Genomic DNA, 15,956 nt, shown 5'->3' with positions numbered 1-15,956 from the left:
GCATGTCCACTCTGGGGAGTTCCTCGCGACCACCGGGGCGGTCGAGAGGCGGGGTGCCATTCCGCGCACGGCGGAATGTTGAAATGCGGGCGTCTCGACGCTCGATCGCATGCAATTTTTCAACCGTTTACCGCCGCCCGGCCAAGGGCGGCCCGGATATGCACATGCACGCTTCGGCAAAGCACGCTTCGGCAAAACAGTCTGCGCTCGCGGATGTCTTCCGTCGGATACGTCCCGGTCTGCTCGCGGCCGGTGGACTATCCATCTTCATCAATCTGCTGGTGTTCGTATCGCCGATCTACACCATGCAGATCTACGATCGGGTGCTCACGAGCCGAAACGGGATGACGCTGCTACTGCTCTCGCTCATCGCGCTCGTGCTCTTCATCAGCTACGCGACGCTCGAGCATTTTCGCAGCCGGGTTCTCGTGCAGACTGGATTGCGCTTCGACCGGTTCGTCTCGGGCGAGACGTTCGAGACCGCGCTCGGACAGGCGCTGAGCACGAGCAGCTCGCATCATGTTCAGCTGCTGCGCGATGTCGACACCTTGCGTGAGGTGCTGTCGGGGGGCGTCATCACGTCGCTGATGGACGTGCCGTGGACGCCGATCTTCCTCGCGATGTGTTTCCTGCTTCATCCGCTGATCGGCCTGGTCGCCCTGATCGGCGCGATCATCATCCTGACGCTCGCCTTCCTCAACGAGCGGGTTACGAAGGCGCCGTTGAATGCGGCCGCGTCGAAGAACCTTCACGCACTGGACCGGTTGACGTCCTCGCTGCGCAACGCAGAAGCGATCCGCGCGCTTGGAATGGGACCCGCGGTCCGCGCCGCCTGGGCGGTAACTCATGGTCAGGCGCTGCTGGAAAGCGCGACGGCCGGAGAGCGGGGCGGGACCTTGCTCGCCATCTCCAAATTCCTGCGCATGGCGATTCAGGTGGCCATCATGGGAGTGGGCGCTTATCTCGCGATCCAGCAAGAGATCTCCGGGGGCGTTCTGTTCGCGGCTTCGCTGATCATGGGACGCGCGCTCGCGCCCGTCGAGGCTGCGGTGTCGCAATGGAAGGCGCTGGTTGCCGCGCGCACATCATATGCCCGGCTGGATCGCGCGCTTGCGAACCGCGCCACTGAGCGACAGCCGACACGGCTGCCGGCCCTGGTCGGCGAAATCTCCGTCGAGGCCGCGACGGTGCTCGTCCCCGGATCGCAATTACCGGCCATCGCCGACGTCTCGTTCCGACTGGCCCCTGGCGAAGTCGTCGCCGTGGTCGGCCAGTCCGGTTCCGGAAAATCGTCGTTGGCGCGGGCCCTGGTCGGCGCTTGGCCGCTGGTGCACGGCTGCGTCCGCATCGACGGCAACGACGTCAGGCATTTCGATCCCAATTTCCTTGGACAGAACCTCGGCTACCTTCCGCAGGATGTCGAACTGTTCGCCGGTACCGTGCGTGACAACATTGCACGTTTCCGCGACGACGCCTCCGACGAGGCGGTCGTCGAGGCAGCGCAGCTGGCGTCGGCGCACATGATGATCCAGCGTCTTCCCAAGGGCTATGACACCGTGATCGGGGATAATGGCGCAGGTCTTTCTGGCGGCCAGCGGCAGCGCATCGGGCTCGCCCGCGCGCTGTTCGGCAAGCCGGTGCTGGTGGTGCTCGACGAGCCGAACGCAAATCTCGACGGCGACGGCGATCGCGCGCTCGCCGATGCGATCCAGCGACTGAGGCAGAGCAAGGTGACGATCGTGATCATCAATCATCGCCCGAACCTGCTCGCCGCGGTCGACAAGATCGTGTTCATGCACGACGGACGGCTCGGGCAGATCGGCACGCGCGAGGAAATGCTGCCTGCGCTGCTCGGCAAAACGGTCGCGCCGATGCGGCGTGACGTGCGCGAGCCCGCTGAACATCATCGCGCCGATCGTCATCACCATGCTGACGGCAACCATCGAACCGATGGGGCTCACCGTCAGCCGCAGCTTTCAAATCAAGCGCGTCAGGCGCACGCGACGAGGCAATAATGGACAAGATGTTGCAGCGGGGAACGGACGCTCTTCACAACGAACTGGCGGAGCTTTTGAAGCAGTTCAACAAAACCGATAAAGCGGCGCAGGAGCCGCGCCCTCCGAGCAAGCTCCTTGCGAAGGCGGAGACCATGACAAAGTCGTTGGTCGATCTTGCCAGGGCGAAACTGCTGGTCGATCTTGCCAAGGTGAAACTGCCGACCTTGTGGCCCCGAGGGTCAGTGGGCAACGATGAGGATCCGTCGGGCGATTGGCAGACCCCCGCACGGCGAGGCTTCCTGGTCGTCTTCCTGACCTTCGGCGTATTTGGCGGCTGGACCGCCCTCGCATCGATCGACGGTGCCGTGGTGGCCCCCGGCTCCGTCGTCGTCGAGAGCGACCGTAAGGTGGTGCAGCATCTCGAGGGTGGCATCGTCCAGAACCTGTTGGTCACGGGCGATTCTCATGTCGCGGAAGGCCAGGTCCTGTTGCGGCTCGATCCGACCCAGGAGCGGGCCAAGGAAGAGATCGCCCGCTCGGCGGTTTACTCGGCAGTTGCCGAGGAGGCGCGCCTGCAGGCGGAAGCCGAAGGAAAGGACAGCATCACGTTTCCGACCGAGCTGCTCCAGAAGACGTCCGATCCGAGTGCGATACGCGCGATGGGTGACCAGAAGCGGCGCTTCGATGAACGTCGCGCTGCGCGAAAGATCGAGATCTCGATCCTCGAGGAACGTATTGCGCAGGCGCAGCGGCAGATCCAGGGGAATACCGCGCAGAACAAGGGCGCGCGCGCGCAGTTCGACAGTGTCAGTCAGGAATACACCAAGCTCAAGCCGCTCGTTGATCAGGGCATCGTACCGTTCGCACGCGTCGCCACGCTGGAGCGCTCCAGAGCGGATCTCGAGGGCAAGATCGGCGCATATGAAGCGGATATCGCTCGCTATGGCCGCATCATCGACGAGTCGCGGCTCCAGATCGATCAGGTCGGGCAGAAGGTGCTGGAGGAAGCGACCGGCAAGCTCGCCGACACGCGCGCCCAGCTTGCCGATGCGCGCGAGAAGCTGCGCGTCGCGGTCGATGTTCTGGCGCGGATGGAAATACGCGCACCGCGATCGGGGCGGATCGTGAACCTCAAGCTTCACACGATCGGTGCCGTGATCAAGGCGGGCGACGTGCTGATGGAGATCGTGCCGGACAACGACGTTCTCGTGGTGGCCGCGAGGGTGTCGGCGCTTGATATCAACCACGTCCAGCTCGGCCTTCCGACGGAGGTGCGGCTTCCCTCGTTCAAGGCGCGCTCCACCCCGATCGCCGTCGGCGAGGTTCTTTCGATCTCGGCCGACGCCACGCGCGACGATGTCACCCATCAGCCCTATTACGAGGTGAAAGTCTCGGTCCAGGTGACGCAATTCCCCGACAAAGTCCGGGAGAAGCTCAAGCCGGGCATGATGGCCGACGTCCTGATCGCAACCGGAGAACGCACTATTCTTGCTTATCTGACCCAGCCGATCACGGACGCGATCCGGCGCGGGATGCGGGAGAGCTGATTCGCTGACCGGCCTGTGCAAGGGTCGCCGGGTTCAGGGTGCTACGCTGCAATGCCAACGATCATTGTGGGGGAAGGGCTCGAACCCGGCTATCCCTTCGCGTAGGCCATGACGACGCGACCGGCGCCCGCGTCGTCCAAGACCACGCGGACATTTTCGTAAGCGTCGTTGCGTTCGAGCAGGGTTGCCACCTGTCGATCCTGGCCGCGGCCCACCTCGAACAACAAAAGTCCTCCCGGCCGCAAGTAGCGAGGTGCGTCTTTTGTAACGCGCATATGGATGCTCAGTCCGTAGGGCCCGGCGGCGAATGCCTCGCGCGGCTCGTCTGTGAGCAGAGAGGCGCGATCGCCGTTGAGCCGGGATTCCGAGATATAGGGCGGATTGCAGACGATCATATCGATGCTGTGCTCGAGTTGCAGGCCTGCGAGAGCTTTGAACAGATCACCTTGGAGCACGGTGATGCGGGACTCCGCGCCCTGGCTCGCGGCATTGCGTCGCGCGAGCTCGACACATCCGTCAGTCAGGTCGCTCGCCCAGACGCGAGCGTCGGGAATATTGAGCGCGATCGCGCACGCCAGATTGCCGGCGCCGCAGCACATGTCGACGATCCGCGGCGAGGGCAGGTGTGTCCGGCGCAGTGTTTCAACCGCGGTCCTGCCAAGCAACTCCGTCTCCGGCCGCGGCACCAGCGCGCCGGGAGCAACCTGCAGTTCGATTCCCATGAATTGGGTACGTCCTCGCTCGTAAGCCTCGGCTACGTTGATTGTCTCGCTCATCGCATTCACACCTCACGCGTGACGTCTTCCCCGTCAGCCGTTCAGCTTGCCGTTTTTCAGCTGGGCGGCCAGGTGCAGACCTTTGCAAATCGCCGGCGGACGGCGTCCAGACCTGTCAGTTCAAATGTTTCCTCGTAGGGCGCAGCCGTTCCAGCATACACTTTGGTCTGAAGCCGGCCCGCCCCTGGCATGGAGTTGATGAAGCGGACGACGTCGCCCGGAAAGGCGAGACTTCGTCCGCCATCAGCAACCCTCCATCGTTGATCGACAGGCGGTTGATCATCGATCTGGAATACGACCCTCATGTCGGTGCCTGGAGTGTTGGTCCAGGAACCCGCCGCGGAGAGCAACAGCTCGGTCCGATTCGCGCGACAATGAATGGCGAGCGACGAGGGCCCATCCTTCGCGCCGGCTCGTGCGGTGATCCGGGCGGCGATCTGCGGCTTGTGGTCCACCGGTGATGTCGTTTCGCTCAAGATCCAGTTCGGACTTTGCGGCGGAGCTTGGAAGGATTGCTCAGGTGCTTCCCCAACCTGCTCGTCGACGCATGTCATGTGCTCCATTCCCTGAAATTTCGCGCATGCCCTCGAACGATCTGGCGTGTCGCCGGCTTGCGCGCAGCTTAGATGACCGATACCCGCGAGCAAGACGGCCGCAAGGGTACCGGTTCGCTTCATCGCGATAATCCGACTGTCGCGCTGGGCGAGCGATCGAGCCATTCCTGTGCCGGACCAAACCGGGCCAGAGTGGGGACGCCGGCGCGGAGATTCACGTCCTTCCATTTCGTATCGAAGCCAGCGGATTGCAGCCGGTCGAGCCGTCCGAACAGGTGGTCAACAAAGCGCACCATGCGCCGATAGCGATCGGTCTGCGGCTGCCAGTTGTAGGCGGCAAGAATCGTCGGGACGGCAATGGTCGCGATCCGCTTGCCGGCAGGCACGAGGTTTGGATAGTCCTTTGAATCGAGGGACGACGGAAGATAATAGTCTTCAAATCTGGGGTCGTATTCGATCGGCAGGAACTTGAAGCCATCATCCCAACGTCCTTTCAAGAAGGCGTCGACCGGCTTTGATGTGATGAAGACGACCGCTGCGATTTCGCCGCTCTTCATCTGTTGCAATGCGACCTGGTGGGGAATGAACATCTTTTCGACGTTCAGTCCCAGCCGGCTGAAGATCAGCGGACCGGAATAGGCGGCTGCCGTACCCTGGGTATTGAAATTGACCTTCTTTCCCTTGAGGTCGTCGAGCGACTTGATCTCGGGACGCACGAAGACGTGCAGCTCGGCCGGGAAGAGGTTGAGAACATAGACGATGCGCTTTTCGATCGACGGAACCTGCGCCTTGTACTCGTCAAGGGCATCCATGTTGATGATCGCGGCATCAACGCCCCTGAGATAGAGCAACGAATTGACGTTCTCGGTCGCACCTGTCGTCACGATCGGAATGACGTGAAGCTTGTCCTCCTCGTTGGCGACGCGTGCGATCTCTGCGGCGAGCCGAAGCGGTGCGCCCTCGATAAGTCCTCCGGCGAGCCCCACCGTCCATGCATTGATACGTTCCTTTGCGGCCGTATCAGCATTCCGCGGCGCGGTCGGCGCCGGCGGGTCTCGCGGCGCGCGAGATTGGGCGTTGGCAGCAAGCTGCAGGCCGACCAGTGCCAATGCGACCGTGAACGCGAGCTTACTCAATGACATGGGCCTCTCCACTCTCTGGTCTGGCTTCCGGGGCTCGCTCCAGCAGCTATTTGAGCCCCTTGATCCGTCCTTCTGCATCTCGAATGCCGCCAGCCTGGGCTCGTTCATACAGCTCGCGCGCCTTCGCGGAATCGCCGGCGACGCCGCGAGCGTCCCACGATTGCAGCACGTGAGGATCGTAAGTTTCGGCCAGCATAAAGGCTGCTTGCGCGCTGCCATGTCCAAGCACGTATTCCAGCAAGCCGCGGGCACCGTTGATGTCGGCCTGCCGCAACAATGCGCTGGCACGCGCGAGCAGTCGCTCCTCGTTCGCAAGCGGGCGCAGTGCTCCGCTCGCGGCGGCCTGTCGCTCCACCGAAGCCATGGCCTTCGAGTCGGCGCCGGGCAGGGCAGTCCCCTTTGTGATCTGCGCGCTCGGTGGCGTCGGGGCGGAGGCTGACGGCGCGGGCGGAGGCGAAGCAGCAGGCTGGAGGCTGCTCTGGCTCGGTGCGCGGCCGGTGGGCTCACGCGAGGGCGCCGCCACAACCGCGGAAGCATTCCATGCGGCCAGATGATCCCGGGCGGATGCGAACGTTTGGAGCATTGCGGCGCCGTTGCCCGGTTGCTCCTTTTCGCGCTTGGCTGCCGCCTTTGTGGCGGCCTCGGCGGCTCGTGCAGCCTCCGACGTTTCAGCCCGCGCCAGGTCGCGTTGATCCTTCAGCGACGCCGCCTCGCGCGCGAGAGCGTCCGCGCGGCCGCGCTGCTGTTCGACCTCTCGTTTCAGCGTTAGTTTTTGCTCGGCGTCTGCAGCTCGGGCCGCAGTCAGCTCAGCGCTCGCCGTTTGCGCCGCACGGAGTTCAGCCTGAAGGGACTGCAGCTGGCGGTCTGCGCTCTCAGCTCTGTCCCGCTGCTTCTCGACCTCTCGTTTCAGTGCCAGTTTTTGCTCGGCGTCTGCAGCTCGGGCCGCAGTCAGCTCAGAGCTCGCGGTTTGCGCTGCACGGAGTTCAGCCTGACGGGACTGCAGCTGGCGGTCCGCGCTCTCGGCTCTGTCCCGCTGCTTCTCGACCTCTCGTTTCAGTGCCAGTTTTTGCTCGGCGTCTGCAGCTCGAGCCGCAGCCAACTCAGAGCTCGCGGTTTGCGTTGCACGGAGTTCGGCCTGAAGGGACTGCAGCTGGCGGTCCGCGCTCTCGGCTCTGTCCCGCTGCTTCTCGAGCTCGCGTGTCAGCGCCAGCTTTTGATCGACATCTGCAGCGCCGACCCTCGTGGTCTCGGAGGCCGCGATCCGGAGGGTGCCGAGTTCGCTGATCAGGGCTTCTGTCTTGTCCTGCTCCTGCTTTAGTTCGCGCTCGAGAGCCTGCCTTTGTGCTGCCTCCGCCGCGGCGGACTTCGTGGCTTCGGATGCTGCGTTGCGCGAAGCCTCAAGCTCCGAGCGAAGCGAGGCAAGTTGGAGGGCAAAGCGTTTGGCTCCATTCCGTCGGTCGACCGGCCGCTCCTGTTTCGGCTCGGGTTCGGGCGCCTGCATGGCCGTTGAAGCCGCGACCCGTGCGACGTCGAGCTCCGTCTTCAGGAAAGAGAGCTCACGTGACAGATTTTCGGTCTTTACCCGCTCCTGTTCGAGCGCCTGCGTTTGCTGAATACCAATCTCGATGGCGCGGACAGTGTGCGTCTGGGTCTGCCGCGCCGCGTCGAGCTCCACTCGAGCCGCAGCCAATTCGCGCGCAAGCTTGTTCGCTCGTTGCCGCTCCTGATCCAGCAACAGGTTCTGGTTGAACCGCTCCGCCTCGGAAGCAGCTTGAGCCGGAGTTGACACCGGGGGCGGCGTGGACGTCATGTCCCGCGCAGGGGCATCGGCAGCCGCGCGGGGCTGCTCGGTCGCGGTCCTCGCTCCGCGCGATCCGGGCGCGGCTGGCCTGCTTCCAGCGGGCTGTGTCGCGGCGGGTCGCGCCTCGTCCGCGCGTTGGGCGAGCTTCAGCCTTTGTTTGATCCCGTCGATCTGTTCTGGTCCGCGCGTGCATCCGCACTGATCGAGCATCGCCGGTGTGATGTAGGAGGCGCCACGGTCGCTGTCGTCCTGGGATTTGGCATCGGCAGTTCCAGTCAGAACCGGCAGAAAGCAGGTGATCAGAACCACCATGAGCCGGCCGGCTCTGTCGCATGCGCGTGAGCCGTCAGCGACGTCGAACGATCCTGGTCCGCGGAATGCAAATTGCCGGTGCCCGGGTCGGCGCGCAGCTGTGGTCAGCGCGACGGCTGTTCCTTTCGACAGGCCGAATCCGTGTACCCCCATTGAGACGCCCAACTGCTTGGTAGGGATCATGATGCCTGGCAGCGATCATGGCATATCGTCCATGACGGCGCTTTCATCGACGCGATGTCGATGTCGCAGTTGCGGTAGCCAAAACGGAGTAGTGCGCCGACGATGGGAATTAAGTAGATCGGACGGACCTTTGCCCAAAGCTGCTTGCCCCGACGGTTACGCTTAAATAGCTTGCGACGTGCACGCTTCGTCACACACGCAGGAAGCACAGCCATGAGCAGATCATTTGCCATTTTTGCCGGCGTGGCGGCTGTCGGACTGGTTCTCATTAGCGGCATCGAAACCCGCGGTTCTGCGCAATCCACCCTCTCCACCAAGAATCCCAGCACTACCGCCAGGAACGCAAATGCCAGAATGGGTGTTGCGACACCTCGGAAGCAGCCGCCGCATCGAGTTGTCATCCATGTCGACGTCAACGATCCGGCCGTCATGAATCTCGCTCTCAACAACGTCAGCAACGTCGTTCAGTACTACGGCGACCTCAGTCAAAAAGTCGAAGTCGAAGTCGTCGCATACGGGCCAGGACTGCACATGCTGCGAGACGATACCTCGCCTGTGAAGGGGCGCATCAAGATGATGACCGAAACAACGCCCGAGCTTACGTTCTCGGCCTGCGGAAATACACGAGAGAACATGACCAAGAATGAGGGCAAGGAAGTGCCTCTCATCACGCAAGCGAAGGTCACCAAATCCGGGGTTGTTCGCCTGATGGAGCTTCAGGAGCAAGGCTGGAGCTACCTGCGGCCCTGATGATCGTACGCGGCACGCCCAAGCGCGAGACGGCGGGTTCGAGCCAGGTTTGAGCCGAACCCGCGTGATCTCTCTGTGCTGTCCTGTGGTGGGCAGGACCGGCCCCTCAAAAAGCATTGTGTTGTGTGGATCAGGAGCAGGACGCCCCGATCGCGCGCTCGATGACGGGCCGATTGATCGAGAGGTGGGGCTCGACCACCAGATCAAGATGTCCGCCGGCGATCGGAATCACGTCCAGTTCTTCAAACAGGGAGTCCCATCCGAGGCGCGGCGTGACGCCAGGCCGATGGCAGGCAAAGACAGTTCCCTTGATGGCTAGACGAGGCTTGGCATCCTCGACCCAGCGTCCGAACGCGCGCATCCGGAGAATCTCCTCGAGCTCGAGCTTGAGCATGAAGCGCGTGTTTGCCAGGCGAGGCCATGTAATGGTGTCGATGAGCCTGCAGAATCGAGCCTCCTGGCCCAAGCGAGCGGCGAACTTCGCCACCGAGCGACAGAACATGCGGTAGATCGTCACTCGATGGGATCGAATCCGCTGTAGCGTGCGAGAGAGGGCTTCCCGGTGATTTGCTCTGCGAGGGCCGACATTGGTGTCGAGGATGCCCAGGAATTTGACGGCACGACCTTGTTCGATCAACCGGCTTGCGACTTCGAAGGCGACGCCGCCGCCCAGGGAATAGCCGATCATTCGGACGTCGCCGCGTGGTTGGACTGCATTGATCTGTTCGACGGCCATCGCGGCCATCTCCTGCACGGAATCGCGTCCCGCGAGGCTCCAGCTCAGATCTGGATAGCGAATCGGAATCACCCGCGCCACCTTGCCGAGCTGAGCGCCAAATGCGGCCATGCTCGGGCCATACCCCATGGAGCCGGGCAGTATGACAAGACCTGGGAGAATCTGGTCGTTTAGACGCTGCCGCACCGGTGGCTCCACCGTCGCGATAGCCCGGATCATGTCTTCAGCGCTCATATCGACCGTGAACGCTTCCATGCTGACTTCGCGGCCGATGAGGTCTTCGATATCCATGACGCAGCGCAGGAGCTTTAGGGAATCACCGCCGGCCTCATCCCAGCGTCCGGCGGCTTCCGGCACGCCGAGGATGCTGCTCCACACCTGCTGCACGATCCTGTTGGCCTCGGCCATTCCTTGCATCGTCGGCACGGGCGCGGGCGAGGTCGTTTTGCTTTCGAGATCGAGCAGCTTCAGCTTGGCGTGATCGATCTTACCTCCTGGAAGGCGCGGCATCTCCGGTATCTCGTGCAGCCTGGTCGGATGCAAAGCCGCAGGAACAGCCTGCCGGATGCTGTTGCGAACGTCGGTCCGGAAGTGCGCTTTTTGTGGATCGGCCGGCGATGCAAACAGGACCAACTCGTTCGCGTCCGTCACGACGGCGACAGCGTCCTTCACATAGGTGAGCTTGCGCAACGCACTCTCGAGCTCGGCCGGCTCGACACGCTGGCCATTGATCTTGAGCTGGCGTCCCTTCCGTCCAACGATCCGCATCAGTCCGTGCGTATCCACGGTGACGAGGTCGCCGGTCTGATAGATGCGAGACTTTGGGTCATCCGGGGAGGGCGATGCCGGAGAAAGCCGTCCGTCTTCCCAGTATCCGAGCATGACGTACCTGCTCTTGATCACCAGTTCGCCGACTTCACCGTGCGGGACGGGCTTCCCGCTTTCGTCAACCACGGCGTACGATATGCCGGGAAGCAGGTAGCCAACAGGAACGCTGACGCCGTCCTCTCGCCATTGCTTGGGAAGAAACCACTGGGTGCCGGTGGTTTCCGTCGACAGATAGCTGACCTGGATGAAGCAACCCGGTGGTATCGCTCGCCGAACGAGCGCGATATCGGTCCACAGGACCTTCTCCCCGCCGATGCGGATCATGCGAAGCGAGTCGAGATCGCCTGGCCGGCTTGCGTTGATCAGTGCACGCACCAGGGCGGGTACAACGTATGTGATCGTCACCTGTTGCGTGGCGATCTGGCGAAGAACGCCACGCAATCCGAGCGCCTCGACGTCGACGATGTGCAGTTTCGCCCCCGTCAACAAAGCCGACAGCATCTCCCGGCAACCGGCGATCGTGGTGGGGCCGCTCAGAGGCATGAAGACGTCTGTCGCACTTATGTGGCAGGCGTCCACATATTGCTGGACGCGCTGGAGCAGGTTGCGTTGGCTGTTGACGACCCCCTTCGGAGCTCCGGTGCTGCCGGAGGTATAGAGCACTACGGCAGGCGCATCGACCGAAACCTGGGGGAGTGTTGAAGTTGCTGCGGAAGGGTCGCTGGCGCCGGCGGCGTCGAGCCAGCGCAGGCCGTGGTGTTGGATCCACCCGGCGGAGCTGTCGCCGTCTTGCCCGATCAGCACGGAAATCCGGGCGGCTGCGGCGATAGCCGTGAGCCGCTGAACTGGATCGCGGGGATTGAGTGGGACGAGGACTCGTCCGGCCGCCATGCAGGCCAGCATAGCGATCGGCTGCCAGGCCGAGCTGCGCAGTAGCCATCCGACGGCTTCCTGCTCCGGGATCAACACGCTGATCGCCTGGGCCAAGGTCAAGACGCGGGACAACAGCTGCGCGTAGGTGAAGCTATGATTGCCGTCGCTGATTGCGACCCTGTCGGCGAACTTCGCCGTCACCGCAATCAGGTGTTCGATGGCGGGGACGCACGCAAAGCCGGCTTCCAGGGGATCGAATGATCGATCGACCGGACCGTTCAGATCGAGAGGGACTCCCACGGGGCTCAGCCAGCTCGGCGTCGCTGGAGCTTGCTCAACGGTCGAGGGCAGGTGCGCGTCAAGGGCGTCACATGGATCACCCGACGGATCGCCAGATATCTGAAGCCGCATCACCGTACCCGTCATTTTGCTGTCCCAACGTATTTAATCAGGTTTGGGCACGCATACTTCAAACGAAGGATGCCGGTTTCGCAGCCACCGTCTGGTCGATCGGCTGGCTGCTCTATCGAAAGACCCGGGTGATTAACCCAAGCCGCCTGGGGGTCATTGCCGTGGTCTCAGGCCAGATTCAGCGTGGTCGGAAACATTGATTACAGGTTCGATGCTTGTCCACCGTACCGCCGTTGTTTTGAAGCGGCGATAGTAATGCATCAAAGTCGATGTCGATGACGGCTCCAGATCCGAGGGCGCGAGCTCGGACGGTACTCCGTGCGTCAGGACACACCAGAGCTTGACACGAGCATCGAGATCCGACGTCCCGGCAAACCGATTCAAAGTGCTCCGTACGACGTCGCGGCTCGTGCTTCCGGCGCGGACGGCAAGTAGAACGTGATCCGCCCAGGAGGCGAGGAGGCGCACTTCCGGCGCGTCATCCAGCGATGGTGCGTTGATGACGACGAGATCGTAGGTGTTTCTGAAGTGATCGAACAGCGAGGCGACTTTCGGACCCGCCAACGGCCCCAGGCGACTGCCCTCGGACAATCTTGACGATATGTAGTCGAGTCCGAGCTCCGGGATGTGCTGGACGGCCTTGGCGGCCGCTCCGTCGTGCGCCAACAGCTTGAACAGATCCGCAGCCTCACCGCCGACGCGCCGGGGCAATTGAGAGAAATCCAGGAACAGAACGCGCTGTCCGAGTTGCGCCGCACAAAAGCCGAAACTCCAGGCGATCGCGCTCTTGCCTTCACCGTGCAGGCTGGATGTCACCAGGATGACATGCGGCGTCTGTGGCGAGACCGGATCGGCGGCCATGAGGGATACGACGGTCGAGCGAACGGCCCTGTTATGCGAGACAGCCGATTGCTCTACGAAGCGCTGCGGCGAGATGCTCAGCTCCGGCGGGATCGAGGGGATCAACCCGACGCACGGGATGTCCAATGCCTCTGCAGCTTCCGCCTCTGTGTGCAGACTTCGATCGAAGTGCTTCAGGATGATCGCGACGAGACATGCCAGGAGCGCGAAGATAATCGTGATCGGTGGAACAAGGAGGAACGGGTTCAACGAGCTCGGAAAGTCGGGTGGTGAGGCGTCCGCGATGACGGTCACGTCTGGCTCGGCGACCACGCCCTTCGTGGTGAGATCCTGCCGCTTTCGTATCAGTGTTTCATATTGCTGCGCCAGCGTGGTTATTTTCCACTCCAACGCGGCGGCGGCCTGTGCGGCTGCCGGTGATGACGAGATCTGACCTGAGTGACTGGCGTCCCATTCCGCTTTCGCCGTCGACAATTCGCGCTGAACATTCGCTGATTGTGTTGCGATGGCGTCCAGAGCCTGGAGCTCCACAGCCCGCTTTTGCCGGACCAGCTCGTCAGCGTAGGATCGGGCGACCAGGTTCGCGATGTCTGCGGCCCGTTGCGGATTGGCGTCGCTGGCAATTACGCTGATAACTCTGGATCGGCGCTCCTGGCTGACCTTCAGGCGCCCCTTCAATGCTGCCACCGCCGTGCCATCGCTCGGTTGGTCTCTCCGGAACGAGAGGAATCCCTTTATCTTCGACAAGGCAGTGCGGAGCAGCGAAGCCGTGCCGTTCTCGTTGGCCGGGTTGTCGAGCATCCTCAATGCCGGCAGGAGCCGCCGCAGATACGCATCGGATGACATGACCGTTACGTGCGTGTCGATCGTCGGGTCGTCCGAACCGCCAGTCGGCGTGGAATTGCCGGGTGCACCGGGATTGTCGGCCGCTCCGCCAGCTCGAGCGCTCACGACAAGCTGTGCCGTCGCGAGATAGGTGGGCGACATGAAAATACCACCGAGCACTGCGAGCAGCGCGCCCGCGCCGATCATTTTGGCAATGAAGAGCTTGTACCGCCTGATGCTCTCGAAGACATGCTTGAATGCCGCGATGGCGTCATCTGGAGGTGGCTCGTCGCCTTGTGACCGGCCCTGGGACAGGACAGTCACCGGCAGAATCCGTTTATTTGTGAACGCTTCCATCGCCTGCTCCTTTATTGCGCCGGTTCCATCACGCCTGCTGTTCGCGACGGCCCGGAGGTAACTGCTGAGTCGAGCCAGGACTGCAGCATCAAGACAGCCCACAGCGGTCGTGAGAAATCGCGGCGACCGCTAAGATGTTGAAGCCAGCACTCCTGCACGCGGGAAACGTCCAGAAGATGCTGGTTGCGAAGACGCGACTCCGAAAGGAGGTCCGACGCCCACGAACGAAGAGGTCCCTTCAGCCAGGAGCCGATCGGCACGTCAAAGCCCTGTTTCGGTCGCTCGAAGAGGTGGCGCGGCAGGTAACGGCCGAGGACCTGGCGCAGGAGCCATTTTCCCTGACCATGACGCACTTTCGCCGAGTTCGGCAGCGCCCAGCTGAACTCGACAACGCGATGATCCAGAAGCGGGCAACGAGCCTCCAGGCTCGTGGCCATGCTCGCGCGATCGAGTTTCACGAGAATATCGCTCGGGAGATATCCAAGCATATCCCGAACGATAAAATCAGACAGCAGATCGTTGAGCGGCGGGATCGAGTCAGGCTCCGAGCCTGCCTGGGTTCGCGTCAACTGCAGTTCGGAAAGCCGCGTCGACCGACGGTACATCTCGCCGACGTCGTTGCTGCCAATAAGGTCTGCCAGGCGGTTGATCCGGTCGCCGTGTGTCATCCTCTGCAACCAACCTGGAAGACGAAGTGTTTCGGCGACGCTTTCGCGCATGCCGCGCCCGAGCAGCGCCACACCGCTCGCGGCCATGGTCCGGATCGATCGGTTGGAGTTCAGCAGAGGCGCTAAGCGGGCGGAAAGTACGTGCCTGGAATACCCCCCGAAGCACTCGTCACCTCCATCGCCCGAAAGCGCAACGGTGACGTCCTGCCGTGCAAGTCGAGACAGAAGCAGTGTCGGGATCTGCGATTCATCGGCGAACGGCTCGTCCCAGATGGTTGGAAGTTCGGGGATGACCGCTCTGGCGTCCGCGGAGGTGAGACGTAGCTCGGTATGGCTGGTGCCGAGGTGCTGCGCCACGGCCGCAGCGTTAGCCGTTTCATCAAAGGCGCGCTCACCGAATCCGATCGTGAAGGTCCGTACCGGGCGCGCCGATTGGGCCTGCATCAGGGCAACGACGGTCGAACTGTCTATTCCGCCCGACAGGAACAGCCCGACCGGAACGTCGGCAACCATTCGGTCGGCGACCGCGGCCTTGAGCAGATCGCAAGCGTGGGAGACGAGCTGCTGGTCATCCGCAGTGGCCAGCGCTGCGCGGCCCGTTTGCGCGGCATCGGTCAACGACCACCAGGAGCGCGCGCGCTCTTGTAGTGCTGCGGCATCCCGGCAGACCGAGAGCTCCTCGGCACGGATCGATAGGGCGCCCCCGGGTGGAATCTTGAAGACGCCGCGCCATATGCACTGGTCTTCCGGCAACCATCCGCGGGTTAGGAACTCGGCAACCGCGCCCGGATCGATCTCCTGGTGAAAATCGGGGAATGCCGCGATGGCCTTCAACTCCGACGCGAACACCACCGCATTCGACGTCCGCGCGACGTAGAGCGGCTTTTTCCCCATTCGATCGCGGGCCAGGTGCAGCGTGCGGTTCCGGCGATCCCACAAGCCGATTGCGAACATCCCATTGCAGCGCTGGAGGGCCTTCTCCAGGCCCCATCTCTCGATCAGCGCCAGCAAGACCTCCGTATCGCTATTGCCGGTGAAGCGCTTGCCTGCGCACTCGAGCTCTTGCCGCAATGGCTTGTAGTTGTAGATCTCGCCGTTGAACGTAATGACGAAGCGGCCGTCGCTCGAAAGCATTGGTTGCCGGCCCGCATCGGAGAGATCGATGATGGACAGCCTGCGATGTCCGAACGCAACGCCGGCGTCACGATCGCTCCAGAACCCGTCCGCATCAGGACCGCGGTGGCGCAGGCGAGCCGTCATCGGCCCGATCGCCGCCAGGTCGGCGGATCGAGCAGCATGCGGCGTCTGAAGTATTCCTGTAATTCCACACATGAC

The 15,956-nt window shown here is 62.8% G+C and carries 10 protein-coding genes; 3 read left to right on the top strand and 7 right to left on the bottom strand.

Translation table 11 applies throughout. The features are described 5' to 3' along the window. Positions 1–164: 164 nt before the first annotated feature. Positions 165–2,015, top strand: coding sequence for a type I secretion system permease/ATPase (locus OWC48_RS02480; protein ID WP_404979682.1), 1,851 nt, complete (start codon positions 165–167; stop codon positions 2,013–2,015). Positions 2,016–2,149: 134 nt separating this feature from the next. Then, positions 2,150–3,544, top strand: coding sequence for an HlyD family type I secretion periplasmic adaptor subunit (locus OWC48_RS02475; protein WP_282518508.1), 1,395 nt, complete (start codon positions 2,150–2,152; stop codon positions 3,542–3,544). A gap of 89 nt (positions 3,545–3,633) precedes the next feature. On the opposite strand, the gene OWC48_RS02470 is transcribed toward OWC48_RS02475, so the two are convergent. From OWC48_RS02470 to OWC48_RS02455, 4 genes are read right to left on the bottom strand one after another with little or no spacing between them, the layout of a single operon-like run. Next, positions 3,634–4,320 (bottom strand): HemK/PrmC family methyltransferase, encoded by a 687-nt coding sequence (locus tag OWC48_RS02470; protein ID WP_282518507.1) that lies wholly within the window; start codon positions 4,318–4,320, stop codon positions 3,634–3,636. A 56-nt stretch (positions 4,321–4,376) separates the two neighbouring features. After that, complete coding sequence (locus OWC48_RS02465) at positions 4,377–4,997, bottom strand: hypothetical protein (RefSeq protein WP_282518506.1); 621 nt, start codon at positions 4,995–4,997, stop codon at positions 4,377–4,379. After that, the gene (locus OWC48_RS02460) at positions 4,994–6,016 is read right to left on the bottom strand and encodes a TAXI family TRAP transporter solute-binding subunit (RefSeq protein WP_282518505.1); all 1,023 of its coding nucleotides are present in this window, start codon (positions 6,014–6,016) and stop codon (positions 4,994–4,996) included. Before OWC48_RS02460 ends, OWC48_RS02465 begins: the two co-directional genes overlap by 4 nt. Before the next feature lie 46 nt (positions 6,017–6,062). Next, positions 6,063–8,129: a hypothetical protein gene (locus OWC48_RS02455; RefSeq protein ID WP_282518504.1), complete on the bottom strand. Its 2,067-nt coding sequence runs from the start codon at positions 8,127–8,129 to the stop codon at positions 6,063–6,065. A gap of 396 nt (positions 8,130–8,525) precedes the next feature. Between OWC48_RS02455 and OWC48_RS02450 the strand changes: the two genes are divergently transcribed. Then, on the top strand, positions 8,526–9,062 hold the full coding sequence (locus OWC48_RS02450) for a DsrE family protein (RefSeq protein WP_282518503.1): 537 nt from the start codon (positions 8,526–8,528) through the stop codon (positions 9,060–9,062). A 130-nt stretch (positions 9,063–9,192) separates the two neighbouring features. Here OWC48_RS02450 and OWC48_RS02445 read toward each other — a convergent pair whose 3' ends face one another. From OWC48_RS02445 to asnB, 3 genes are all read right to left on the bottom strand, one after another. Then, entirely contained in the window at positions 9,193–11,925 is a 2,733-nt protein-coding gene (locus tag OWC48_RS02445) for a non-ribosomal peptide synthetase (protein ID WP_282518502.1), read from the bottom strand. A gap of 138 nt (positions 11,926–12,063) precedes the next feature. Continuing rightward, positions 12,064–13,953 carry a hypothetical protein gene (locus OWC48_RS02440; RefSeq protein WP_282518501.1) on the bottom strand — a complete coding sequence of 630 codons (1,890 nt, stop codon included), beginning with the start codon at positions 13,951–13,953 and terminating at the stop codon, positions 12,064–12,066. 11 nt (positions 13,954–13,964) lie between these two features. After that, entirely contained in the window at positions 13,965–15,953 is a 1,989-nt protein-coding gene (gene asnB / locus OWC48_RS02435; protein WP_282518500.1) for an asparagine synthase (glutamine-hydrolyzing), read from the bottom strand. Positions 15,954–15,956: the final 3 nt, after the last annotated feature.

This window comes from Bradyrhizobium sp. Arg816 (assembly GCF_029989365.1).
In the GTDB taxonomy this organism is placed as follows: Bacteria; Pseudomonadota; Alphaproteobacteria; order Rhizobiales; family Xanthobacteraceae; genus Bradyrhizobium.
Note: the sequence above shows the minus strand (reverse complement) of the source record. Positions and strands in the feature narration are given on the sequence as shown.

Bases quoted from the DNA above. Each gene is read 5' to 3' on its own strand.
- OWC48_RS02480 (WP_404979682.1), top strand. From the start codon at position 165: ATGCACGCTTCGGCAAAGCACGCTTCGGCAAAACAGTCTGCGCTCGCG.
- OWC48_RS02475 (WP_282518508.1), top strand. From the start codon at position 2,150: ATGACAAAGTCGTTGGTCGATCTTGCCAGGGCGAAACTGCTGGTCGAT.
- OWC48_RS02470 (WP_282518507.1), bottom strand. From the start codon at position 4,320: ATGAGCGAGACAATCAACGTAGCCGAGGCTTACGAGCGAGGACGTACC.
- OWC48_RS02465 (WP_282518506.1), bottom strand. From the start codon at position 4,997: ATGAAGCGAACCGGTACCCTTGCGGCCGTCTTGCTCGCGGGTATCGGT.
- OWC48_RS02460 (WP_282518505.1), bottom strand. From the start codon at position 6,016: ATGTCATTGAGTAAGCTCGCGTTCACGGTCGCATTGGCACTGGTCGGC.
- OWC48_RS02455 (WP_282518504.1), bottom strand. From the start codon at position 8,129: ATGGTGGTTCTGATCACCTGCTTTCTGCCGGTTCTGACTGGAACTGCC.
- OWC48_RS02450 (WP_282518503.1), top strand. From the start codon at position 8,526: ATGAGCAGATCATTTGCCATTTTTGCCGGCGTGGCGGCTGTCGGACTG.
- OWC48_RS02445 (WP_282518502.1), bottom strand. From the start codon at position 11,925: ATGACGGGTACGGTGATGCGGCTTCAGATATCTGGCGATCCGTCGGGT.
- OWC48_RS02440 (WP_282518501.1), bottom strand. From the start codon at position 13,953: ATGGAAGCGTTCACAAATAAACGGATTCTGCCGGTGACTGTCCTGTCC.
- asnB (WP_282518500.1), bottom strand. From the start codon at position 15,953: ATGTGTGGAATTACAGGAATACTTCAGACGCCGCATGCTGCTCGATCC.